Source organism: Flindersiella endophytica, from assembly GCF_054779015.1.
The window spans coordinates 62,342-86,111 of sequence record NZ_BAAGYY010000024.1; the positions used below are offsets into that span (position 1 = coordinate 62,342).

21 protein-coding genes are annotated in these 23,770 nt (G+C 69.0%); 15 read left to right on the forward strand and 6 right to left on the reverse strand.

All coding sequences use genetic code 11. From position 1 onward, the window contains the following. The first annotated feature begins 2 nt into the window (after positions 1–2). Complete coding sequence (locus ACYVF6_RS28140) at positions 3–362, forward strand: hypothetical protein (RefSeq protein ID WP_460525608.1); 360 nt, start codon at positions 3–5, stop codon at positions 360–362. 735 nt (positions 363–1,097) lie between these two features. Here the strand turns inward: ACYVF6_RS28140 and ACYVF6_RS28145 are convergent. Next, positions 1,098–2,423 carry an MFS transporter gene (locus ACYVF6_RS28145; protein WP_460525609.1) on the reverse strand — a complete coding sequence of 442 codons (1,326 nt, stop codon included), beginning with the start codon at positions 2,421–2,423 and terminating at the stop codon, positions 1,098–1,100. Between the two features lie 100 nt (positions 2,424–2,523). Between ACYVF6_RS28145 and ACYVF6_RS28150 the strand changes: the two genes are divergently transcribed. From ACYVF6_RS28150 to ACYVF6_RS28180, 7 genes are all read left to right on the forward strand, one after another. After that, positions 2,524–3,609 carry a DUF5937 family protein gene (locus ACYVF6_RS28150; protein ID WP_460525610.1) on the forward strand — a complete coding sequence of 362 codons (1,086 nt, stop codon included), beginning with the start codon at positions 2,524–2,526 and terminating at the stop codon, positions 3,607–3,609. Between the two features lie 262 nt (positions 3,610–3,871). Further along, positions 3,872–4,231, forward strand: coding sequence for a cupin domain-containing protein (locus ACYVF6_RS28155; RefSeq protein WP_460525611.1), 360 nt, complete (start codon positions 3,872–3,874; stop codon positions 4,229–4,231). A 237-nt stretch (positions 4,232–4,468) separates the two neighbouring features. Next, a complete protein-coding gene (locus ACYVF6_RS28160; protein ID WP_460525612.1) occupies positions 4,469–4,978 on the forward strand; it encodes a SigE family RNA polymerase sigma factor in 510 nt (169 codons plus the stop codon). After that, positions 4,975–5,970, forward strand: coding sequence for a hypothetical protein (locus ACYVF6_RS28165; protein WP_460525613.1), 996 nt, complete (start codon positions 4,975–4,977; stop codon positions 5,968–5,970). Before ACYVF6_RS28160 ends, ACYVF6_RS28165 begins: the two co-directional genes overlap by 4 nt. A 109-nt stretch (positions 5,971–6,079) precedes the next feature. Then, positions 6,080–7,249 (forward strand): S8 family serine peptidase, encoded by a 1,170-nt coding sequence (locus ACYVF6_RS28170; protein ID WP_460525614.1) that lies wholly within the window; start codon positions 6,080–6,082, stop codon positions 7,247–7,249. A gap of 271 nt (positions 7,250–7,520) precedes the next feature. Further along, on the forward strand, positions 7,521–7,691 hold the full coding sequence (locus tag ACYVF6_RS28175; RefSeq protein WP_460525615.1) for a hypothetical protein: 171 nt from the start codon (positions 7,521–7,523) through the stop codon (positions 7,689–7,691). 5 nt (positions 7,692–7,696) lie between these two features. After that, positions 7,697–8,350: a hypothetical protein gene (locus tag ACYVF6_RS28180; protein ID WP_460525616.1), complete on the forward strand. Its 654-nt coding sequence runs from the start codon at positions 7,697–7,699 to the stop codon at positions 8,348–8,350. Positions 8,351–8,460: 110 nt separating this feature from the next. Here ACYVF6_RS28180 and ACYVF6_RS28185 read toward each other — a convergent pair whose 3' ends face one another. The 4 genes from ACYVF6_RS28185 to ACYVF6_RS28200 all read right to left on the reverse strand — a co-directional run bounded on the left by ACYVF6_RS28185 (position 8,461) and on the right by ACYVF6_RS28200 (position 13,616). Then, positions 8,461–9,051: a hypothetical protein gene (locus ACYVF6_RS28185; RefSeq protein WP_460525617.1), complete on the reverse strand. Its 591-nt coding sequence runs from the start codon at positions 9,049–9,051 to the stop codon at positions 8,461–8,463. Positions 9,052–9,143: 92 nt separating this feature from the next. After that, positions 9,144–11,168 (reverse strand): beta-L-arabinofuranosidase domain-containing protein, encoded by a 2,025-nt coding sequence (locus ACYVF6_RS28190; RefSeq protein WP_460525618.1) that lies wholly within the window; start codon positions 11,166–11,168, stop codon positions 9,144–9,146. Between the two features lie 19 nt (positions 11,169–11,187). Continuing rightward, positions 11,188–12,483: a PHB depolymerase family esterase gene (locus ACYVF6_RS28195; RefSeq protein WP_460525619.1), complete on the reverse strand. Its 1,296-nt coding sequence runs from the start codon at positions 12,481–12,483 to the stop codon at positions 11,188–11,190. Positions 12,484–12,554: 71 nt separating this feature from the next. Further along, positions 12,555–13,616 carry a LacI family DNA-binding transcriptional regulator gene (locus ACYVF6_RS28200; protein ID WP_460525620.1) on the reverse strand — a complete coding sequence of 354 codons (1,062 nt, stop codon included), beginning with the start codon at positions 13,614–13,616 and terminating at the stop codon, positions 12,555–12,557. A 144-nt stretch (positions 13,617–13,760) separates the two neighbouring features. Between ACYVF6_RS28200 and ACYVF6_RS28205 the strand changes: the two genes are divergently transcribed. From ACYVF6_RS28205 to ACYVF6_RS28215, 3 genes are read left to right on the forward strand one after another with little or no spacing between them, the layout of a single operon-like run. Then, complete coding sequence (locus ACYVF6_RS28205; protein WP_460525621.1) at positions 13,761–15,116, forward strand: ABC transporter substrate-binding protein; 1,356 nt, start codon at positions 13,761–13,763, stop codon at positions 15,114–15,116. A 4-nt stretch (positions 15,117–15,120) separates the two neighbouring features. Beyond that, positions 15,121–16,047 carry a carbohydrate ABC transporter permease gene (locus ACYVF6_RS28210; RefSeq protein ID WP_460525622.1) on the forward strand — a complete coding sequence of 309 codons (927 nt, stop codon included), beginning with the start codon at positions 15,121–15,123 and terminating at the stop codon, positions 16,045–16,047. Further along, complete coding sequence (locus ACYVF6_RS28215) at positions 16,044–16,868, forward strand: carbohydrate ABC transporter permease (RefSeq protein ID WP_460525623.1); 825 nt, start codon at positions 16,044–16,046, stop codon at positions 16,866–16,868. The genes ACYVF6_RS28210 and ACYVF6_RS28215 overlap by 4 nt, the downstream gene beginning before the upstream one ends. A 24-nt stretch (positions 16,869–16,892) precedes the next feature. On the opposite strand, the gene ACYVF6_RS28220 is transcribed toward ACYVF6_RS28215, so the two are convergent. Next, positions 16,893–19,649, reverse strand: coding sequence for a helix-turn-helix transcriptional regulator (locus ACYVF6_RS28220; protein WP_460525624.1), 2,757 nt, complete (start codon positions 19,647–19,649; stop codon positions 16,893–16,895). Positions 19,650–19,827: 178 nt separating this feature from the next. Here ACYVF6_RS28220 and ACYVF6_RS28225 point away from each other — a divergent pair, with 178 nt between their 5' ends. The 4 genes from ACYVF6_RS28225 (at position 19,828) to ACYVF6_RS28240 (ending at position 23,697) form a co-directional block, all read left to right on the forward strand. After that, positions 19,828–20,124: a nickel-binding protein gene (locus ACYVF6_RS28225; protein WP_460525625.1), complete on the forward strand. Its 297-nt coding sequence runs from the start codon at positions 19,828–19,830 to the stop codon at positions 20,122–20,124. 28 nt (positions 20,125–20,152) lie between these two features. Further along, complete coding sequence (locus ACYVF6_RS28230) at positions 20,153–20,623, forward strand: COX15/CtaA family protein (protein WP_460525626.1); 471 nt, start codon at positions 20,153–20,155, stop codon at positions 20,621–20,623. A gap of 17 nt (positions 20,624–20,640) precedes the next feature. Further along, positions 20,641–22,143 carry a multicopper oxidase family protein gene (locus ACYVF6_RS28235; RefSeq protein ID WP_460525627.1) on the forward strand — a complete coding sequence of 501 codons (1,503 nt, stop codon included), beginning with the start codon at positions 20,641–20,643 and terminating at the stop codon, positions 22,141–22,143. Positions 22,144–22,245: 102 nt separating this feature from the next. Next, the gene (locus ACYVF6_RS28240; RefSeq protein ID WP_460525628.1) at positions 22,246–23,697 is read left to right on the forward strand and encodes an integrin alpha; all 1,452 of its coding nucleotides are present in this window, start codon (positions 22,246–22,248) and stop codon (positions 23,695–23,697) included. Positions 23,698–23,770 lie beyond the last annotated feature (73 nt).

Below are 23,770 nucleotides of genomic sequence, written 5' to 3' on the forward strand. Positions count from 1 at the left end.
TCATGACGACGACCACGCCCCTGGCTGAATTTCTCCGCAATTTCAAAAAGCTTCACGGCATGTACGTGATACGCAAGACCTACGAGGGGACCTGCGCTTTTCTGGACGGATACGATCTGGGCTCGGGCAACCGTGTCCTCAAGCAATTTCATAGCTGGCTCATCCCTCGCGGAAAGGGGCGGCCGGAGCTGTATTGGCCATATCTCGTCCTGTGCGAGATATACGATGACCGTGCCTGGCCTGACATCCGCTACTTCACCGAGCAGCAAGATGAAGAGGCAGTGGCGACGTTGTTTGCCTTGCTCGACGAATTCTTCGAGGAAGCGCGCCAAGATGTATCCGGCACTGGCCTGGATGGCTAACCATAATGGACTGCAACTACTCAGACGGTTGAGGATCGGCGCACCGGCTTGCCTTGCGAGCCCAGCTCAGTGATGGTGCCCATCGCGACAGGGGCAGTGTGCATGGCTTGCACCTGCCCCCACGCCATGCGGGAGTACGCGAGTAGGCCAGGCGACCGGCTACGTGGGCCGGCCGGTCGATAGGCCGCTGCGTCGCAGGCGGTCGCGTACGGTGTCGATGCAGACCTCGAAATGCTGGCTGATCGTCTTGAGCGTTAGGCCCTGCTTGCGGAGTCGGATGGCCTCAAGTACCTAATCGTCTGAGAGGCCTTGGCGACGCATCGCCACGCCGTGGCGGTGGAGGTGTTCGCTGACGGTTTGGCGGGCGATCCTGAACTGGCCGGCAAGCTCGCAGATGGTGCGGCCAGACCGATAAGCCACAACAAGCTCAGCCACCACATCTGGCGCCAACCGGGTCTGGGGACTGTCGCCCAGCTGGAGCCAAGACGCATTCACCGTCACTGGCGGGTGGTCGCTCGTCGGCGGAGTTTGCGATCTTGGAGCGAAGCCTGGGTAGCTTCCTGATCAGCGTCCTTACGGCTTGGGGCAGGGTGTGAACGTCTTCCCGTAGCCTCCACCTCGCCAAAGTTCATGTCAGAGGCCCTTCACGCACGACGGTGAAGGGCTTCTGGTCGTCCGATGTCCGATGGCTCTCGACTTCTTCGTAGATCGACGCGAGGTCAGAGCTCAGTCAGGTCACCTCTCGGCTCCTGCTTCCGCCCTTGCGGCGTGCCGCGATCCGCTGGCCGGCTTCGCACCCGAGCTCAGCTTCCGATCAGCGCGGCGGCCTCGCGAGGTACGCGGGCCGAGGTGGGATGGCGTCGGTGCGAGGGTGAGGGCGGAGAGGAGGGTTGCGGTGGCGAGGCTCCCCCAGAGGGCGGCCGGGCCGTGGGGTGCGAGAGCGGTGATGACCGCTGGGGAGGCGGCGAGGCCGAAGCCGGTGGAGAGCTGGAAGCGGGCGAGGGTGCGGCCCATGAGATGCGGCGGGGCGAGGGCGGTGACGAGTGCGGTGGCGCTGCCCGCATAGACGATCTCGCCGAGGGTGCTGGCCACCGACACCGCGGCGACGGCCGGGGCACCTGCAGCCGACCCGGGTCCCAGGGAGGTGGCTGCGAGAAAGCCGAGGTAGGACGCGGTGAGCAGCACGCCGGCGAATGCCAGCACGGACCGGCGGGGAAAGCGGGACATCAGGACTGTGACCGGAACCTGCAGGGTGACCACCAGCACCGTGTTGGCCACGAAGATGGCCGCCGACCACACCGGGGAGGCGTGCAGCTGGGTCACCAGGACCAGAGGCAGCGCGATTTCGGGGACGTTCAGGCAGAAGACGTAGATCACGTTGGCCGCCAGCAGCGCGCGCATCCGGGGTACGGGTTCGGCGTCCGGGGCAGCGGCAGCGGCAGCCACAGCCGCAGCGGCCGGATGTGCGTGTACGTGGACCGACCACGCCAAGGCCGCCGCGGTGAGGTAGGCGAGCCCGGTTACGGCCGCCAGCGCCTGCAATGCGGACGGGCCGCCCGCCAGGCATGCGGTGGCGAGGAGTGCACCGGCGCCCAGGCCGGCGTTGCGCAGGGCGCGGCCCCCCGCGAGAGCGGCGTCGCGTTCCCGGCCGTGGGCGACCGTGGCCACGAGGGCGGCGTGGGCGGCCGGCCACGCCTGGTTGCCGATGCCGAGGAAGAGCGCCGCCGTCGCGAACAGCCAGGCGGTCCCCGTCGGAGTGGCCAGCAGCAGCGCCACACCCAGCACTCGCACCAGCATCGACGCCGCCACGACCGTGCTGCGTGCGCCTCGGTCCAGCCATCGGCCGACCACGGGCATGCAAGCGAGACCCGCGACGACGCCGGCTGTCATGGCGGTGCCGGTGACTGGCGCGGACAGCCTGAGCACCGTCACCCCGTAGAGCAGCAGAAAGGGCCGCAGCAGTCCGGTGCCGAGCGCGTCCACGGCCAGGGCGACGGCGTAGCGGGGACCTCCGGAAGCTCGGACGAGGGCGCGGAGACGGACTCGGGTGGTGGTTGCCATGGCGCCAACGGTTGTCTCGGGCGGCTGGATGCAGCACGTCAGTTGACAGACATCGTCAACCGACGCCTTCGCCGGCCTTCCGGCCAGTGATGATGGGGGGATGACGTTGCGCATCGACATCACCGGGCTGCCGGCCGAGCGGCTGCGGTTCACCGCTTCTCCCCTGGCCGAGCTGACCGCGATGTTGCACGTCCTGGCCGAGCCAGGGCATCACCCACGGCTGGCCGGCTGGGCCGGGGACGTCTGGTCCGGGCTGCCGCCGGAGCTGGCCGAGCGGTTACGGGAGGCGGAGTTCCTCTGGCGTTCCTCACGAGCCGATTTCCTGGTCCCCGCCCGGCCCCGGCAGACCCTCGCCGATGAGTTGGACGATGTGGACCGGATCGACGACGAGAAGTACGTGAGCGCCGCGCTCACCACCACGTGCGGCAGCAATCGGGTCGTATTCGGTACGCCGTCGCCGCTGGCCGACGCAGCCGCGCGCGAGCGCGCCCTGGACCTGGCCCAGGCCCGCGGCGCCCTCCAAGAGGCCTTCGCGGAGCGGCTGCTCGCGGACCCCGCCGCGGTGCGGGCGAGGGTACGCCACACTCTCGAGCAGTGCGCCGAGGCGTTCTTCGACACCGCCTGGACAGGCGTTGCCGTACAACTGGCCACCGACCTACGTCTGAAGAACGACCTGCTGAAGCGCCAGGGCATCGGGGCGGCACTCGCCTCGGTCTCCGGCGCGGTCACCCTGGCACCGGACGGCGACCGCATCGTCGTGGACAAGCTGCAGGACAACGCGACCGCCGCCCACGGCGACGGGGTCACCTTCATCCCCACTGCCTTCGGCCGCCCGCACCTGGTGGTGATCCACGCGACTGGATGGCAGCCGGTGGTGCAGTATCCCGTGGCCGAGCCGAGTCCGTCAGCGCCGGTGCCGCTGGAAACGGTCACGCTCCGGCTGGAGGCACTCGCACATCCGGTACGACTGCGGCTGCTGCGCACCCTGGCCCGCGGCCCGCACACCACCGGCGAGCTGGCCCACGCGTGGAAGCTGTCGGCCCCGGAGGTCTCCCGTCACCTCGCCGTCCTGCGCCGCGCGGGCCTGCTCACAACCCGGCGGCACGGGCGCTACGTCCACTACTCCCTCGACCTGCCCGAGCTGACGACGCTGGGCACGGACCTACTGGCCGCCGTCCTGCGTTGAGCAGCTGCGATATTCCAGAACGCGGATGTCGATGCGGACGGCGAGGTAGTCGCCAATCGTCAACCGTTACTTGCCACCTCGGCCCGCCTGCTGGACGCGCGAAGCGGCAGGTCGGCCGCCCGGTCGAAGGTCCCGGGTCGCTAGGGCCTACGGTCCTAGCGAAAGCGGCGGTTGCGGCTTTACGGTGGCCGTCACGCTGGGCGTTTCCGTTTAGTGGAAAGCAAACTATCGGAGTCTGGCCCTGCGAGAAAAGAGCGTCATCATGAGCGAAATGCAGAGCAAGAATCTCCAGTCACCAGACGAGGTTCGCTCGTTCCCCGCCCACGGACACCTGGACCTGGTCAACCTCGACTCCGGACCGGTGGGTCTGGGCACCTTCGAGCCCGGCTGGCGATGGTCGAACGACATCAAGCCAGTGGCCGGCACCGACAGCTGCCAGGTGGAGCACGTCGGCTACGTACTGTCCGGCCGGATGAAGGTCGTGATGGACAACGGCGACGAAGCCGAAGTGGGACCAGGCGATGCGATCCACGTACCCCCAGGCCACGACGCGTGGACCGTCGGCGACGAGTCCTGTGTCCTGATCGACTTCGGCGGACTGAAGGGTTACGCGCAACCTTAGGCCGTGTAGCGAGCCCTTACCGTCGTCGCGCCGGCTGGCCGGCCACCGCGCCGCCAAGGTTCTCCCTTGGCGGCGCGGTGACGAGTGCGGTCACGTTGTGGACGCTGCCGAGCCCGCAGGTCCCCAAGCAGCGCCGGCTCCCCCGGCGAGCCGCAGGCTGATCCGGGCAGGCCTCAACCTTTTCGGCACCCCAGGTTGTCCTGCCTGCTGAGGCTGTCGGAAGGCGGGAAGGCTGACATGAGCGACGAGGGGTTCCGCGAGTTCGTCACCGCCCGGTCGGCTGGTCTGCAGCGCACAGCCTGGTTGCTGACCGGGGACTGGGCGCTGGCCCAGGATCTGGTGCAGACAGCGCTTGCCCGGACCTGGCAGCACTGGAGCCGGTTGCGTCGTCGGGATGCGCCGGAGGTCTACGTACGCCAGGTGATGCTGTCGGTCTATGCGACGTGGTGGCGGCGCAAGTGGCGGGGTGAGGTTCCCACCGAGGAACTGCCAGAACGCCTGCACGACGAGGACAGCTACACAAGAGCTGACCAACGGGTCGCCCTCGTGACGGCGCTCGCGGGGCTGTCGCGCAGGCAACGTGCGGTCCTGGTGCTGCGCTACTTCGACGATCTCACCGAGGCACAGACCGCCGAGGTTCTGGGCTGCACGGTCGGCACGGTGAAGAGCCATGCCTCCAAGGCGTTGAGCCGGCTTCGCAGCGCGCCTCAGCTACAGGCATTGATCTGTGAGGAGACCAAGTCATGACGCACGAGGACAACCAGATCACTCAACTCCTGCGAGAGGTCGTCCCCCAGCCACCCGGTGGGATCGACTACGACGAGGTGGTTCGCAAGGGTCGGCGGCAGCGGGCCATGACGAGGGCGGCGATCGTGGCCGCGGTGGCGGGTTGTGTGCTGGCGGCCGCGGCCGGTGTGCCGGCGCTGGTCGAGTCGGCTCGCGACGCCGACCAGCAGACGCTGGTGTCGAGTCCACCAACGCCGCAGGTCGCGAGGTTCCACGGCATCACCTACGCCGTACCCGCGGGCTGGCAGCTTGTCGAGGGCACACCCGCCGGCTCGTCCCTCCCGGAGAACAGGACCGTGGCCGTCGGTGACACGGATCTGCCGCGGGCATCAATCAGCCAGCGGCTGCAGCAGACGGTGCAGATCCGCAGCCTGTACTCCGCGGCGGACCGTTCGTCCGACTTCTACCTACCGGCACAAGACGCGGGCAAGGTGAGCCGGAACGGGCAGCCGGGCTGGCTGGAGATCACGACATACGAGCACGGGAAGCTGGCCACGCTCACGTTGCCCTGGCTGAACGCCATCATCGTCGCGACCGCGCCGGACGAGCAGGCGGCCCGGGCATTGGTGAACGCGGCGGAGTTGCCGTCGGCTACCACCCAACCGGAGATTCCCGCGATCACCTCCGGCCAGGGGCTGGAGCTGCGCAACGTGATGGACCCACAGGGCAAGGGCAACGGCAGGCTGACCGACCAGGCAAAGATCCGCGGCATTCTCGCCGAGTTGAGCTCGCTCGCCCCGCTCGCCAAGCAGCCTGCCGAATGCGGCGAGGCTCGCTGGCTGGACACCTACGTGCTCGTCGTTCGCGACGCCAACGGCAGCGGCCGCGACTGGTCGTACCTGATTCGGGGCGACGTGTGCCGGCAGGTGAACGGCCCCGAAGGCAGCCGGGCCGGGCTGTCCGAAGCGTTGTGGACGCGGCTGTCACAGGCCTTCGAGCTCGGCGAAAGCTGACCACCAACCCACGGCCGCGTCACCCGGCCCGGTTCCCAATCTGGCGCACGCCTGCTGTCGATCGGAGAAGCACATGCGTTTCAGGCACAATTTGGCCAGACTCAGTTGCGTGTTCGCGCTGCTGCTCGCCGGCCCTTCACTGACGAGCCGGCCCGGAGCGGCCGAAAACGCCGACACGGTTAGGCCACCGACAGGCACTGGAGCAGCCGGACGTTCGGTGACGCTGGTGACCGGTGACCGGGTGACCGTACGCGCCGGCCGGTCGGACCTGGTCGACATCGACCCAGGCGCCGGCCGCGAGGGCATGCGATTCACCACCCTGCGTACGGGCGGCCATGTGCAGGTCATCCCTGCGGACGCGGTAGCCCTGTTGGACAAGGGTAAACTCGACCGCCGGCTGTTCGACGTGACGCAGCTGCTCGACGCCGGCTACGACGACGTGCAGCGCGATGACGTGCCTCTGATCGTGCGACACTCCAGCACGCAAGGCCGAGCGAGGTTGTCGGGCCTGCACGTCGTGGTCGGCCGCGCTCTGCCCGCGATCGGTGGATCCGCCGCCCGAGTCGTCAAGCGCGAGGCGAGCAGAGCGTGGAGCAGGCTGCGTACCGCCAAGGACGTCGATCGGATCTGGCTGGACGGCAGGCGCAAGGTGTCACTGGACCGAAGCGTTCCGCAGGTCGGTGCCCCGGTGGCATGGGGCCGTGGCCTGACCGGAGCGGGCGTCGATGTCGCCGTCCTCGACACCGGCATCGACACCACCCATCCTGACCTCGCAGGACGAGTTCGCGCTTCGGAGGACTTCACCGGCGAGGGCACCGACGACGAACTCGGACACGGGACACATGTCGCGTCGATCGTTGCCGGAACCGGCGCCGCTTCGGACGGCAGGTACAAAGGTGTCGCACCAGACGCGAACCTGATGAGCGGAAAAATCTGCGACAGCACTGGCTGGTGCGAAGAGTCGTGGATCCTGGCCGGCATGCGCTGGGCGGCGGTCGAGCAGCACGCGAAGGTCATCAACCTCAGCCTGGGCAGTGCAGACACTCCCGGGATCGACCCTGCCGAGGAAGCCGTCAACACCCTCACCGCGCAGACCGGGGCGCTCTTCGTCGTCTCGGCGGGCAACGCGGACTCCCCTTGGGGCTGCAGGGTGGGATCGCCGGCCAGTGCGGACGCCGCGCTCGCGGTCGGTGCCGTGGACGATGACGACGCACTGGCGTGGTTCTCCTGCACCGGTTCGCGAGTAGGCGACGCGGCGATGAAGCCGGCAAGCCGTTGACGTACTCGAACCGGGGAGACGAAGCGGTCACCGTGCGCCTTTCAGCCGAGCTGACCACACAGGACGGCACACCTGCGCCCTTGGGCGCGATCCAGGTTTCACCAACCAGTCTGACGATTCCGGCCGGCGGCAGTGGCGAGGTCGTCGTCACCGTCGACACCAGGCATGGCGGGCCGGACGGCGTCTACTCGGGACGGGTCACCGCAACCGGGGGCGAGCAGACGATTGGCGACTCCGGCTGCCCAAGGGACGCTACCTGCTGCACTCGGACATGTTGTCCTCGAGTGGCGCCGCCTGCTCGATCTACGAACTGCATCGTCCATTGGTCGAGCTGGACCGCGACATCGCGCTGGTGCAGGACGCCCGCGCCGCCAATCCGGTCTCGATCCGCACCCAGCGGCAGGGAACCACGGTCTCTTCGCCGTCTTCTCACCAACTCTGACGCCGTTGCCTGGCAGCTCGGGAGCCATCGTCCGCAACGGAGACGAAATCCGCGTCGGGCTGCAGCTGTTCGGAGACGGCGCCGGGAACAGCGGAGACTCCGTAGTGGACGACTGGCGAACCCGCCTGCTGTTCAACGGCGAACCGATCCAGCTGGGCACCAACGGCTTCACCGTCCCCGCAGAACCCGGCCGCTACCGGCTCGAGGTGTCGGCCACCAGGGAGCACGCCGGAGTTTCGGAGTTCTCGACCAGGGTGGATGCCGCCTGGACGTTCAACTCCGCACACGTACCATCCGGCGATCCGGAGGGCCATGCGAGCTGGCGGCCGATCCCGGCCTGGTCCGCGACCTTCACGCCCAACGTCGACGACCACAACCGGAGCCACGAGGGGCCGGTGCAGTACGTCCCCATTACCGTGTCACCCAACCCTGCTTCAGATGTAGGGCAGTTGCGGGAGCTCAACGTCGAAGCGTCGACGGATGACGGCGCGACCTGGCGGCCCGCGCTCGTCCTACCCGCGAACAAGGGGCGGTACGTAGCCGCCGTGGTGACACCGCAGGGCGCCTCGTTCGTCTCGTTGCGCACGAAGACCACCGACTCGCACGGCAACACCTACCAGGCAACGATCGTGCGCGCCTACGGACTGGCGCGTTCGTAGGCACCTGGCCCGGTCGAGAATCTTAGGAAGGCCTCAGTCTCGGCGTTGCGGTAATCGCTTGGCGCTTTCCACGCTGAGGCTTGGCGCCGGGCGACGGGCAATGCCGAACGTTACGACAGCGTGAGCTGGTTCCAGAGCTGGTCAGTGAGGTTCGCCGGCCCGATTTCCTCGAGGTCAGCGGTGTGGGTGCTGGTCACCAGGCCGAGGAGGAGCCGCTCGTCGACGCGGAAGCAGACGGCCTGGTGGCGTGGGGTGTTCGGGTCCGCGTCGGGTGGCCAGACGCACGTGGTTGGGCCGAACTGCTTGTGTGCCTGGGCTTTCGAACGGTAGGACGCCTCCAGGTCCTTGATGACGTCCATGGAGTTGCCACCGGCGACGGCCGTAGCGTCGAACCAGATGCCGTCGTCGTTCTGGTAGTAGTCGTAGGCGTAGGCCGCGGCGTCGACCTGCTCCCGGCCAAGCACCGAGGACTGGCGGGTCTCGTGTCCGAGGCTCTTGAACTCGAACACCTTGTCGGGTAGGCGGATGCCCCGGATCGGTGCCGCGGCAGTTGCAGAAGCAGGAGGCGCGGCATCGCGAAAGGGTGGCCACCGGACGACGTAGGCCGTGCCCAAGTAGGTCAGTACGACGGCCACCACGCCGGCGATCGCGCCGACCTTGGTCCAGGGGCCTTCGGGCGCCGACCGACCGGGGTGTGTCACGTGCGCTGCCTCCCTCCCGACCTGACCAAACAGCGCCGGTCAGGTCAAGGCAAGCATACGAACGCCACGCCGGGCCGCGGGAGGCAGGACGGTTACGAAGCCACGTTCGGACAGCCGGGGAAGACGGTCAGGCGCAGGAGGGTGTTTCCCAGCGGCACGAGCTCGATCCGTTCGACGTCTTCCGACAGGAGCTCGGGCAGCGTGGAAGGCTCGGGCAGGGCCGGCGTGAGCGTGAAGTTGCCCTCGACCTCGTGCTCGACCATGCGGAACCGGCCGTTGCTGAACGACGGAAGCAGGCGGGACACGCGATCGGTCTCGGCCAAGGCCCAGCCCTGGACGCGACGCGCGGGAACCGTGACCCGGACGGCGGGCGCCTCGACGTCCAGCGGAAAGGCGGTGCTCTCCGTCCACTCGACCTCGGCCGCCTCGGCCAGCGAGGAGTCGTCACGAAGGGCGTAGGCCCAGGGACTCCCAGGGGTGAGCGTGTACGCGGGAAACTCCGCCAGTCGCGGTTTCGGCCGGGCGAGCTGGAACTCCTTCGGCGTACGCTCCCAGTCGTCCTCGGTGTCGACCGAGAGCTCCGCGGACACCGGCAGGCTCAGCGTCAGCGGCCCGAGCGTGAGACTGATCCCGCCACCGGTCCAGCGCTTCGGCACCAGCTCGAACGGAAGCGACACCTCCACCCGGTCCCCCGCCCTCCACTCGCGGACGATGCGGCAGAAACTGCCTGGCACCAGGGATTCGGCGACGTGCTCGCCGTTCACCGTGACGACCGGCTCGCGGCACCACTCCGGTAGGCGCACGGCGAACGCGAAGCGGGCGGGGCGTTGCGGCGTCAACGTGAACGCGACGCGCGGCTCGAACGGGTACCGCGTGTTCTCTTCGATCGTCACCGGCGTGTCGTCCAGCGACAGGCTGATCCGGCTCGGGCCGAACAGCGCCGCGACGATCTCGTCCACGCCGTCGCCGGCGCCACGGAGGCGGCACATCCACATCCGCTCGACGTAGTTGGGCAGTGCCCGCTGGACGTTGCCCGTGCAGCACTGCACCGGGTGCCCCGGCCGGTACGACATCCGGTTGTCGCCGCGGGACATGGGGTTGTGGTTGCTCGTGCTGGTGGCGATCAGCTGGTTGGGGCAGGAGAAGTACTGCAGCGCGGTGAAGTCCTTCGTCACCGCGCCCGGGAGTGCGTTGAAGATCACCCGCTCGAGCTGGTCGGCGTGGCGCGCGTCCCCGGTGATCTGCAGGAGGTGCCCGAGCGACCAGGTGTAGTCGGTGATCGTGCAGGTCTCGTGCGACTCCAGCGGGCCGTTGCCGCTCATGGCCTCGGCGCCGGAGTGCAGTCCGTCCGCGAGCAGGTGGTCGTTCTCGACCTTGGCGTACGCATGCAGGGTCGCGCTCAGGAAGTCACGGTCACCCGTCGCGGCGTACATCAGCGCGCCGAGCTTCGCCAGCTCGTTGAACGTCACGCCGTGCATCGCGACGGGACGGTCGGAACGCATGCCGGCCAGGGAAACGTCGTCGTGATGGCTGGGCGCCTGGTTGAACCGGGCGTACAGGTTGGTCGCCTGCTCCAGCAGGTCGGCCTCACCGGTCTCGGCGTACAACGCGAGCAGGATCTCAACGCCGGACACGTCGCGACCGAAGTTCATCGGATGCGGGGTGCTCCGGTAGTGCGCCACCAGCCCGTCGAGCAGCCGCCGGTCGCCCGAGATGGCGTACTGCGCCAGCACGGCGCGAAAGAACACGACGTACGCCCACCGGTGCTGCCCGCGGAACATCTCCGGGCCGATGAAGCCGTCCGGCGCCGCCGTCGCGAGCGCGCCCTCGATCTGCTCCAGAGCCATCCGGTGGACGGCCTGGTCGCCGGCGAGGTATCCGGCCTTGAGGGCGCCGTCCACCCAGTAAGCCGTCTGCTCGTACGGCCACCAGGCCATCGCCGGATCGGCGAGATCCGGTGGCCGCGACGGGTCGTCCCAGAACGTGTGGTCCAAGGGGTAGCCGCTGGCCTCCGGGTGTCCCGTGATTCCCGCACACTGCCGCCGGAGGAACTCCAGGAGCCAGCCCTGGGGACGGACGGCGCTCAACGGCACGGGTTCGTAACGGGTATACGGCAACGCGGGGATGTCGCACCTCCTAGTGCACCTGCGCGAGCAGCCAGCGCAGGATGCCGGCGTCCTCGTAGGTAGGGCCGAACGCGGCGTGGTAGTCCGGTTCGGAGAAGGCACCGTTGCCGTACTCGGTGTACCGGATCAGGTCCGCCGCCTCGGCTGGGCTCGAGCCGGCGGCGACGTATGCCTCGCGCAGCGTTGCCGACGAGTTCCTCCCGTAGGCAACGGGGAGCAGGTGGTCGTTCAGGCCGTGGGTGATCCAGATCGGTGTCCGGTCGGCCGCGATGCGGGCCGCCTGGTCGGCGCCGACCTCGAATCCCCCGGTGATCAGCGCCGCGCTGAACAGCCCGGGACGCATAGCCAGCGCCTCCCAGGCGAGCCTGGAGCCGTAGGAGACCGTGGACGCGTAGACCCGGCCGGGATCGACGGCATGGGATCGCATGAAGCTGTCGACGAGCGCGACCAGCTCCGCTGCTTCCGGAGCAGGTCCGGCCCGCTGGTTCTGTGGCGCGAGCACGATGACGTCCTCGCGGCTGTGGATCCACTCCGGGCGAAGCCAGGCGGTCGCCGGGATGTCGGCTGCGATCTGCACACCCAGGTTGTCGCCGTCCCATCCCATACCGTGTCCGGGCAGGATCACCACGAGGGGGTAACGCCGGTGCGGGTTGTATCTCCGGGGCAGGTGATAGGCATACCGAAGCGTGCTGCCGTCGTGGTCGAACGTGTCGAGAACGAAGTCGTCGACGAGGAGGTTGACGGTCTCGCCGGACAGCGGATGTGCGGCCGGCGAGCCCTCCGAGACCACCTTCCCGCGGCCGGGACCGGCGAGGGCGTAGACGTCCTTGCTCTGCACGACTTCGGTCGGCAGCTCGGGATTCACCTTCACCGAACAAAGCGCCGTCGGGCACTTGGACACGATGACCGTGTTGCCACCCGGATCCGTCGGCGCCAGCTCGACGATGACGAACCGTCCCGGCTTCGACCGGCCGCCAGGTCGCAGCGCGATGGTGTCGTTGGTGTAGACGTTGGTGATGGTCCGATCGGCCCGCTTCGGAAGGTCCTCGATCGGGTTGTACCGGAAGTTGTAGATGCTGTCGGACACGGTGAACGTGTCCGGCTCCAGCCTGGCCGCGTTGACAACGGCGGGATACTCGACGGCTACCGCCGCCACCTTCTGCCCGTAGGTGTAGACCTGGGTGATGGCGGTGACGCCGCGGATGCCACGCGTGGGCGGGCTTGTCGCCGATGCCGGCCCCGGCGCGGACAGCGTGCCGGCGAGCCCTGCCGCGACAACACAGCTGGCGAGCCAGCGGATCGGCACCGTCGACCTCCAGCCCTTTGTCGCTCGCTAAATCGTATTAGCAAACATCCTGTGCCGCATCCATCCGGCTGTCAAGAGCCGTCGGCCGGCGCCACCGAGTCGCGGATGCGTACCGGCATCGGCACCCGGTGAACCTGGCCCTCCGCTCCGGTCCTTTTCCGGCTCCCGTCGATCTCGGCGAACAGCACCTCGACGGCTCTGCGGCCGAGGTCGTAGTGAGGAAGCGCGATCGTGGTGACCTTGGGCCGGATCCAAGTGGCGATGGGATGGTCGTCGAAGGAGACGACCGACACGTCGGACGGCACCTTCAGCCCGAAGTCGTCGAGTGCTTGGTACGCCCCCAGCGCCAGCCGGTCGTTGAGGCAGATGATCGCCCTGGGCTGATGATGTTGGAGCAGGTCGCGCGTCGCGGAATATCCGTACTCCGGCTGCCAGTCCGGACAGACCCGGCCGCTGCCGATCCTGACCTTCGCCTCTGCCAGGACCTCACGGATGCCGGTGAGCCGTTCGGTACCGGCGAGCGCGGCAGCGGGTACGTCGCGTACCCGGGGTCCGGCACCTATCAGGTGAATGCCCTCCCGGTGGCCGGCCTCGAGCAACACGCGGGCGGCCGAACGCCCGGCTTCGACCTCGTCGGGTACGACGCACGCGACGGGCGATGGTCGCCTGGGCAGGGCGTTGAGCAGAACCGCGGGGCCGGACAGCAGTGTCCGGGGCACGCTGATCCTCCGGGTGAACATCGAAGCGAAGATGATGCCGTCGACCTGGCGGTCGTGCATGGCCTGCAGCAGGCCGCGCTCGAGGTCGGCATCCCCTTCGGTCTCGCCGATGAACAACAGCGCGCCACGCTCCCGGGCGGTCTCGAGTGCTCCCTTGATCATGTCGCCGGCCAGCCTGGAGGTGGCCACGGTGTCGGAGACGAAACCGATCGTTCCGGTGGTGCCCGTTCGCAGGCCGACGGAGACGGCGTTCGGGCGGTAGTGCAACTGTTCGGCGGCTTCGAGGACTCGCTGCTCGACGCGTTCGGAGATCCGCAACTCGCGGCTACGCCCGGACAGCACCAGCGACGCCGTTGTGGACGATACGCCGGCCTGCCGCGCGACGTCGGCCAGCGTGATCCGTTGTGGGCTCACAGGACCTCCAAGTGACCGTCAGCATAACAGTCTTGACATCGGACAGTACGGCTAGCAAGACTGGCCGTGCTAATCCGATTTAGCAGCCGGATCAGGCATCCCAGGGCCCGATCCTGCCGGGTTCCAGATCACAGAGGAGACGCGATGCCGCGTCGCATCAGGCACCGGAGTGCTGCGCTCGTCCTCCTGGCCCTGGCGGGGACACTCGCCGCCGCCTGCGGAGGACCCGGAAGCCGTGCCCCGCAGCCGGCTGACAGCACGAAATCCCTGGCCAAGGCGCCAACCTGCGGCACCGGGCCGATCACGATGAAGGGCTACTTCGAGACCGGGTTCCCGATGCCGAAGGCCCTCACCGACGAGTTCTCCAAGCAGCACAGCAACGTCACCTGGAGTCTCCGCGAGGACCAGTTCGCGGTGATCACCCAGAACGCCCCACGAGTGCTCGCCGACGATCCTCCCGACCTGATGCGGCTTCCGCAGGTCTCCGAACTGGTGAAGGATGGCCTGCTGAAGGATCTCGACCCGTACGCCAAGGCGTTCGGCTGGGACAAGTGGCCCGCCTCCCAGCTGGAACAGCTACGCCTCGGTCCCGGTGGCCGCCCGCGCGGCGAGGGCGCGCTCTACGCCATGGGCCTGAACTTCAGCATGACCGGCGTCTTCTACAACAAGGAGCTCGCCGACCGTGTCGGGATGAAGGCTCCGCCCACCACGCTCGCGGAGCTCGATGACCTGCTGGCCAAGGCGAAGCGAGCAGGCGTCACGCCGATCGTGCAGTTCAACGGCGGCGCCACCGGTGGGTTCGCGTTTCCGCTGCAGAACCTGATGGCCGCCTACGGCGAGCCGGCTCCCGTCAACGACTGGATCTTCCAGCAACCCGGCGCCAGTATCGACACGCCTTCCAACCGGTCTGCCGCTCAGCACCTGGAGCGCTGGATCAAGGCGGGCTACTTCGACCGGGACGCCAACGCAATGGACTACGCGAAGATGATGAGCAAGTTCCAGGCGGGCGACGGTCTGATCATGTTCAACGGTGACTGGGAGTCCGGAAACCTCGACAAACAGATGCCCGGCAAGGCCGGCTTCTTCCTGATGCCTCCGGCGAAGCAGGGCGGCAAGGTCGCGGCGATGTCGGCACCGCTCACGTTCGGCATCGGCACGCACTCCGAGCACGCCGACTGCGCCGCGTACTTCCTCAACTGGGTCGCGACCAACCCGCGTGCACGAGAGATCGCCGTGGAGGTTGGCGGTTCGCATCCGCTGGGGCTGCCCGACGCGCACATGCCCACGGTGAAGCCCGGCACGGTCACGGCTGAGACACTCGCCGCCGGCGCGAAGGTGTCGGAGGACAACGGCGCGATGGACTTCATCGCCAACGCCACCGGCTCCATCTACGCCAAGAGCTGGACGCCGCAGCTGCAGCGGCTGTTCGCGGGCCAGCAGACGCCGGAGGGTCTGCTGGAGTCGGTGCAGCGTGACTATCAGAGCCAGGTCGGAAGCTGAGCGGATGGCGCGACCGAAGGGCCGACCGAGTGGATGGGGCCGCCCTGGCCGGCCGGCGGGGCCGCGCCCAGAGCGGCTGGCCGGCTGGCTGTTCGTCGTGCCGGCGTTGGCGGTCTACGCCGTCTTCGTCCTGTGGCCGATGGCCCTCACGTTCGAGTACTCGCTGTATGAGTGGAACGGCGTCGGCCCGTCGACCTGGGCCGGGCTCGGCAACTACGTGCGGGTCTTCACCGACCCCGAGCTGTTCGGCACGATCCTCAACGCGTTCAAGCTGATCGTGTTCTTCAGCGCGATACCCGTGCTGCTGGGGCTGGCGATCGCGGCGACGATCAGGCGGATCGCCACCAGCCGGCTCGCGCTCGTCGCCCGTACCGTGCTGTTCGTCCCACAGGTCATCCCGCTGGTGGCCGCCGGGATCGCCTGGAGCTGGCTGCTGTCCTCCAACGGGCTCGTCAACCAGGTGTTGTCGTACGTCGGCCTCGGCGGTGTCACCCGTGCCTGGCTCGGCGACCTCTCCACTGCCCTGCCGGCGGTGGGCGTGATCGGTGCGTGGGTGCTGCTCGGCCTGTGCACGTTGCTGCTGCTGGCGGGCATGAGCAAGATCGACCCCGCGCTGTACGAGGCGGCCCGGATCGACGGTGCCGGGGCACTGCGCGAGTTCTTCTCGATCACGGTGCCGAGCCTGCGGCAGGAGATCGGGGTCTGCGTCACCGTCACGGTCATCGCGGCGCTCGCCAGTTTCGACATCATCTACATCTCCACCCAGGGCGGCCCCGGCAACACGACGATGGTTCCAGGACTGGAGATCTACTACCAGGCCTTCTCCGACCGGCAGGTCGGTGTCGCCTCGGCCCTCTCGGTCGTACTGATGGCGCTCGTACTCGCCTGCGTACTCCCGATTCAGCGGCTCACCCGAGAGGACCAGCCATGATCGTGGGGCGGCGCGAGGCGTTGCCGGGACGGGTCTTCCTCGTCCTGCTGATGGCTGTCACCGTCGTGCCGTTCGTCAGCTTGTTCGTCACGGCACTACACCCGTCGGGCACCTACCCCTCCGGCCTGACCTGGCCTCGCGAACCGCACTGGGGCAACTTCGCCGCCGCGTTCGAGGCGGCGCACATGGGCGAGTTGCTGAAGTCGAGCGTGCTCATCGTGCTCGGTGTGGTTCCCGTGTCGCTGCTGCTGTCGACGATGGCGGGATTCGCGATCGGCCACCTGAGGATCGTGGGCCGCCGGCTGGTGTTCCTGGTCTTCGTGCTCGGCCTGACACTCCCGTTCGAGGGCATCATCACGCCGCTGTACTACCAGGTGCGTGACCTCGGCCTGCTGAACACCAGATGGGCCATCATCCTGCCGCTCATCGGGCTGTTCATGCCGTTCTCGGTGTTCTGGATGCGCGCCCACTTCGTCAACCTGCCCGACGAGTTCTCCGAAGCCGCCCGCATCGACGGTGCCGGCACCTGGAGGCTGTTCTGGCGCATCCACGTTCCGCTGGCCATGCCCGCGATCTCGGCGTTGGCGATCCTGCTGTTCCTGTGGACCTGGAACCAGTTCCTCCTCGCCATCGTCCTCGTCGACGACCCCGCGAAACGAACGATGGCGGGCGCACTGGGCGCGTTTCAAGGCCAGTGGGGCACCGACATCCCGCTCCTGTGCGCCGGATCCCTGCTGATCCTGGCGCCGACGCTCGTCATCTTCGTCCTCTTCCAGCGCCGCTTCGTCTCGGCGCTCCTGCAAGGCTCCTTGAAAGGGTGAGTGGTCCTCGCGGGCGAAGGGAGCCTACGGGCCGAGGTCGGCCATTCGGCGGCCGAGCTCGGCGCGGGAACGGATGCCGAGCTTGTGGTAGACGCGTGACAGGTTGGCCTCCACCGTCTTCGGGCTGATGAACAACGCCGCCGCCACGTCGCGGTTGGTCAGGCCGGTGGCCGCCAGTTCGGCGACTCGCCGTTCCGAGGCCGTCAGCTCCGTCCCTGTGGGTGAGGCGGCCACTCGATCGAGCTCTGCCCGGCCGCGGGCCGCCCACAGGGGCATGCCGAGCGCCTCGAACACCGCGGTCGCCTCCTGCACGGCCGCCGCTGCCAACCGCTTCTGGCGGCGGCGACGCTGGATCTGGCCGAGGACCAGGTGTGTGCGCGCCCGTTCGAACGGCATCGGCAGCCGGTCGTGTTCGACAAGTGCCCGTTCGGCCATCCGCAAGGCCTCGTCGAGCTCGCCTCGCGCCGCCAGCACCAGCGCACGGCAGCGCGCTCCGAGTGCCAGCGCCCAGGCCCGGTCCAGCCGGCGCCCGTTGGCCTCCAGCTGGTCGAGCAGGTGGACCGCCTCGTCCAGGCGCCCGAGACCGATGAGCGCCTCGATGGTGTCCGGCGCGAACGGCGCCGCTGTCGGCTCGCCGTAGCCCATGGCAACCGCCGCTTGCGCCAGCGGTGCCAGTGTTGTCGCTGCCGCCTCGTAGTCGGCCAGCGACACCTCCAGGAACCCGAGGGTCACCATCGGCCAGACGGTGACGGCCAGGCAGCTCCCCCGCTGGAAGATCTCCAGGGCGCGATGAGCGGCCTCGCGGGCCGGCTCGGGCAGGCCGGAGTAGGCCGCGACGTTCGCCTGCGTCGACAGGGCGATCGCCAGCGGGATCTCGGTGCCCAACTGCAGGGCGCGCTCCATCGTGTCCTCGGCGATCAGGCGGGCGCCGGCCAGGTCGCCACGCCAGCACTCGATCACCACGGCGTGGAAGGCGGCGAACAGCAGATCGCTTTCCTCGCCTCGCTCGAGGCACTGCCGGCGAACGGCGAGCAACTGGTCGCGAGCTTCGTCGAGCTTGCCGGTCCACGCCAGCAACAAGGCGCCGATCAGCGTCGGCCGCAGCATCACGGGAGTCGGTACGTCGGGATCCTCCAGGGCGAGCGCCCGTCGCAAGGAGAGCTCGTCGAGCCCGTGGCCACTCAGGAAGCGGATCATGGTGGTACTGGCCAGTGCCTTGGCCAGCAGGTCCGGATCCGCGAGTCGTTCGGCGTCGGCGATGGCGGCGTCGGTACGCCGCATCGCGTCCGGGATCCGCCCGAGGTTGACCAGGACGAACAGCAACAGGACGGCGATCCGGACCCGCAACCGCAGGTCTTCGGCGGACTCCTCCAGCGCCTGCTCCAGGTTCAGCGCGGCCTCCCGGTAGTCGTCGTCGTGGAGCCGGATCGTCGCCAGCAACAGCAGCGCCTCCGCGTGCCGCGGCCCGCGTTCGACGTCCGCGACGACCTGCTCCACCAGGGCGCGGGCGCGTTCGGGATTGGCCGCGTCGAAGTGATGCCGGGCGGCCGAGAGCCGGCGCTCCGGGCTGTCGGCGCCGAGCTGGATCGCGATGTCGGCGAGCTCGGCGGCCGCCGCGGGCGCGCCGCGAGCCCTGGCCCGGGACGCCGCTTCGTCGAGCGCGGCAATGGTTTCGGGATCACCGACGACCGCACCCAGCGCGAGGTGACGCGCGCACTCCTCCGGATCGGTCACGATGGCGGCCAGCTGCCGGTGCATCGCACGGCGCTCGCTCGCGGACGCCGCGGCCTGCACGCCGGCGGCCAGCAGCGGATGGGTGAAGCGTACGTGGTGACCGTCGAGCCGGATCAGACCCGCGCGCTCGGCGCCGGCGTACAGCCGCTCACCGTCGGCCGGGTCCGACTCCACGGCCCGCAGCGTCAACTCGACCGTGGGATCGGCCAGCGCCGAAACCGCCAGCAGGAGCTGCCGTACGTCCGGCGTGACCCGCTCGATCCGGGCCGCGACCAAGGTCGCGAGCGATCCCGGCTGCGCCGACGCTGTTGCCGGCGACCCGCCGAGCACGTCGCCTCGCGCCAACTCCAAAGCGTAGAAGGGATTTCCACCCGAGACTTCCTGGATCCGCACCATCACCGGACGGGGGAACGATCGGCCGAGGTGCTCACGGAGAACCTCGCGGAGCGCTCCGAGGCTCAGTGGCCCGACCCGCAGTCGCGTCGTCCGGGTGGGCTCCGGCAGCCGCAACCATGGAACGTCGTCGCGGTCCCCGTCGCTCCGGCGTGCCGCCAGCACACCCACCCGCGAGCTCAGGCGCCGGACGGCGAACTCGATCACCGCCGCGCTGGATCGGTCCACCCACTGCAGGTCGTCGATCGCCAGCAGAACCGGAACGTCCTCGGCCAGCCGCTCGAGAACGGCGAGGAACGCCGCACCGGTCGCGCGCGGTTCGACGACCTCTGATCCGGTGCCGCCCCGAAGCAGTACGACCTCGATCGCGTGCCGCTGCGGTCCGGGCAACGCGCGGAAGATCGCTTCGTCGACGTCGCGCAGCAGATCGGCGAGGCAGGCGTACAGCAGCTGGGCTTCGGTCGCCGCGGGCCGCGCGAGCAGGACGCGCCGGCCGTCGTCGCGCGCCCGCTCGACCGCCGCCTGCCACATCGTGGTCTTGCCGATGCCGGCATCGCCCTCCAGGAGCAGAACCGCCGGGCGCGTCGCGCAGGCGTCGAGAAAGCTGGAGATCGCCTCCAGCTCCAGGGCTCGGCCGACCACGCCGGCACTCACGCCAGGCACGGTCCGCCCAGGCACACACATGCGATCACTTACGCCTCCACCCCCTAGACGTACCAGCCCTCCGGTGGTTACGGCCCGCAAGATCCACTTGTCAGGGTGAGGGCGCCGGCACCTGGCGCATAGGGAAATCCCTGATTCCCCGGGACGTTCGCGGACCTAGCGTGGCGCCATGGCAACCCGAAGCCTCGACGATGTACCGCGCTACCTGGTCGAGTGGTATCGGCCCGCGCTGAGATCGGAGCCGCTGAAGCGGACGGCCGAGCGAATCAACCGGTTGACAGGCGAGATGTTCGGCACCGGTCCGGATGTCAGCCTGCTGTTGACGCTGTATGTGCCTCGCGACGAGGTCGCGTTCTGTCTCTTCGCGGCCGACTCGGCGGATTCGGTCGCGTTGGTCTGCCGGCGCGCGGAGCTTCCGTACGAACGGATCGCTGAGGCGACGGAAACCATGGCGTACCCCGCCTGACGTTCGCATTCCCAAGGGGAGGACAAACATGAAAACCGTCTACAAGGTGCTGGCCTATCTGGTCGCGGCCGAAGTCATGGTGCAGGCGATGCTGATGGTCTTCGCGATCGCCGGCCTCGGCATCTGGGTCGACAGCGGCGGCGTGTTCGACAAGTCGGTCATGGAGAGCGAGGGCTCGCCGTTCCCCGAGGTCGTCGGCTTCATGCTGCACGGCATGAACGGCATGATGGTGATCCCGGCGCTCGCGCTGATCCTGCTGATCATCTCGTTCTTCACCAGGCTCCCCGGCGCGGTGAAGTGGGCCGCCGTCGTACTCCTGCTGGTGATCACCCAGATCCTGCTGGGCATGTTCGGCCACGTCTTCGCGGCGCTGGGTGCACTGCACGGCCTGAACGCGCTGCTGCTGTTCTCGGCGGCCGTCTACACCGCGCGCCGGGTTCGGAAGGCGGACCGGGAGCCCGCGGTGGAGGCCGAGCAGCGGCTGGCCACGTCCGCCTGAGCCTGAACGAGGAAACGATGCGTCGTCGCCTCCCATCGGGCCGGGTCCGCCTGGTCTCGGCACTCGCGGCCACCGCGCTCGTGCTGGTGCCGTTGATCTGGCTGTGGCAGTCCAGCCGGATGCCGTCGGCGTACTCCGTCATGGACATGGGGTACGCCGACGGCGGCCAGGCCGGCGGCCATCACCACGGGGTGGCCGCCGGGCACGCCCACCACAGCATGACGGCGGCGGAACGCGGGATAGCCGCCGTGATCGTCGTCGACCCCAAGCGCCGCGCCGACGTCGCGGTGACGCTCGTCGCGAACCGGCAACGGCTGCATCGGAACGGCCGCACCGTCGACGCGTTCACGCTGAACGGCCAGACGCCGGGCCCGACCATCCGGGCCACGGTCGGGCAACTGGTGCAAGTGCGCCTGGTCAATCGTTCGGTGCCGGGCGGCATCACGCTGCACTGGCACGGCATGGAGGTGCCGAACTCACAGGACGGCGTCGCGGGAGTCACGCAGGACGCCGTCGGCATCGGCCGGGAGTTCACGTACCGCTTCGTCGTCGGGCAGGCGGGCACGTTCTGGTACCACTCCCACCAGCTCTCCCACGAGCAGGTGCGCCGTGGCCTGCTCGGCGCGTTCGTGGTGGATCCGCCGCGGCCCGCGGCCGGCGTCGTCGACACCACGGCACTCGTTCACCTCTACGACGGAACGCCGACGGTCAACGGACGTACCGGTGAGCTCCGGGTCGCCGTGCCGCCCGGACAGCGTGCCCGGGTGCGGGTCATCAACACCGAGAACGGTCCGATGTCGGCGTGGGTGGCAGGCGCCGGATACCGGCTGGTCGCCGTCGACGGCCGCGAGCTGCACCGTCCGACCCTCGTCCGTGCCAAGGCGGTGCTCGTCACCGCGGGTGGGCGAGCCGACCTCGAGATCCCCATGCCCGCCGACGGATCGGCCGTGCGCGTGCAGATCGGAGCGGTCTCCGTCGTGCTCGGCTCGGGCGGCTACGCCGCGCCCACGACTCGGCGGCCGGCTGCGACGCTGGACCTGCTGTCGTACGGCTCGCCCGCGCCACTGGCCTTCGACCCGAGCCGGCCGGATCGCTCGTTCACCTACGCGATCGGCCGGCGACCCGGCTTCCTGGCCGGCCGTCCCGGCCTGTGGTGGACGGTCAACGGGCACCTGTTCCCCGACGTTCCGATGTTCGTGGTCGCCGAGGGCGATGTGGTGCGCATGACGATCGCCAACCACAGCGGCGAAGTGCACCCGATGCATCTGCACGGCCATCACGCCGTCGTGCTGACCCGCGACGGCGTGGCATCCACCGGCAGCCCATGGTGGGTCGACTCTCTGAACGTCGGCGACGGTGAGACGTACGAGATCGCCTTCCTCGCCGACAACCCCGGCTACTGGATGGATCACTGTCACAACCTCCCGCACGCGGCCGAAGGCCTCGTCGCGCACCTGATGTACGAGGGCGTCAAGACGCCGTACCTCGTCGGCGGAGCCGCGCGCAACCAGCCGGAATGACCTGACGTACGCCGGGTCCCGGGCCGGTCAGGCCTTTGGTCCGGCGCGAGCCGAGACGCCTGCTCCTTTCGGCCGGGCACGCACCGAGGTAAGCCGGGTGCCATGAGCCTCACGCAAGGACGCCACGCTGCCGTGGCACTCGCCGCCGGTGGCCTGCTCCTCCTCACGGCGAGCCTGCCCGCGGCAGCGGCCGCGGGAGAACCCCTTCGAAGCAACGTCAGCGCCGGCCACGTACGCGTCCGGCCGGGAGACTTCGACGGCGACCGCCTGGGTGACCTCGCGGTCGCGGCCACCGCGGCGACGATCGACGGTCAGGCCAACGCCGGAGCGGTCGGCGTGGTGTACGGCGGCCGGAACGGTCTGGACCTCGCCCGGCTGCAGCGGCTGGATCGGTCGGCCGGCTGGATCTCCGGCGAGCCGCGGTCGTACGAAGACTTCGGCCAAGGGCTCGCGGCGGGCGACTACAACGCCGACGGCTATGTCGATATGGCGATCTGTTCCTCCGTGTCGGCGGGCGCGCAGTTGACGCTCGCCTTCGGCAGCCCCGGTGGTCTCCGGAGCAGCTTCTCCGTCGCCACGCCGGACCGGAACTGCTTCCAGCTCTCGTCCGGTGACTTCGACCGGGACGGTGCCACCGACCTGGTGGTGCCGAGCCTGGACGGCGACTACGTGATGTACGGCCGCACTCACCTCAGTCCGTCGACCGTGCGGTACACAGCGCTCGACACGATCGACGACGAAGGAAACTACGTCCAAGCCGGCCCGGGCGCGAGCGGAGACGTCAACGGTGACGGCTACCCGGACCACGCGGCGTGGTACGAGTTCTTCGACGGCCAGGAGTCGCTCGACCGGCTCGCCGTCTTCTTCGGCGGTCCGCGCGGGTTGGACACGCGCGCGGGACAGATCGTCAAGGGACCGAACCCGTTCCGCTCGGGCGGGCCCGTCGCGATCGGAGACCTGACCGGCGACGGCTACGCCGAAGTCGTGCAAGGGTACTTCCAGGACGGACCGGTTCCGTCCGGCGAAGTCGTCGTCCACTTCGGAAGCAGCCGCGGTCTTGTCGGGCGGCTCTCCCTCACCCAGGCGACCGCCGGCGTTCCGGGCAGTCCGGAGAGCGGTGACTTCTTCGGGCAGGCCCTGGCCATCGGCGACGCGAACGGCGACGGGATCGGGGACCTGGCGATCGGCTCCCCCGGCGAGGACGTCGGCACCGTCGTGGACGCGGGCATGGTCACGGTCATACCCGGCAAACGTGGAGGACTCGATCCCTCGAAGGCCACGGCGTACACCCAGAACAGCCCGGACGTAGCCGGCTCGGCCGAGGCGAGCGACTGGTTCGGCACCGCGCTCCTCTTCCGCGACCTGACCGGCGACTGGCGATCCGACCTCGTAGCCGGCAGCCCTGGTGAGAACGACCTCGCCGGACTCGTCCACGTCTTCGAGGGGAGCCGCGGCGGCGTCACGGCCGACGACAGCCTGGTGTTTGGGCCGCGCCGGTTCGGGATCGCGCCCCGGCCGCCCGAGTATGCCTTCTTCGGAATCGCCTTCGGCTGAGCCATCGGCCGTACTCGTGCGGGCCGGAGGACTCGGATCGACTCGGTCCGTTCGCACCTGCCCTTGCCGAGCA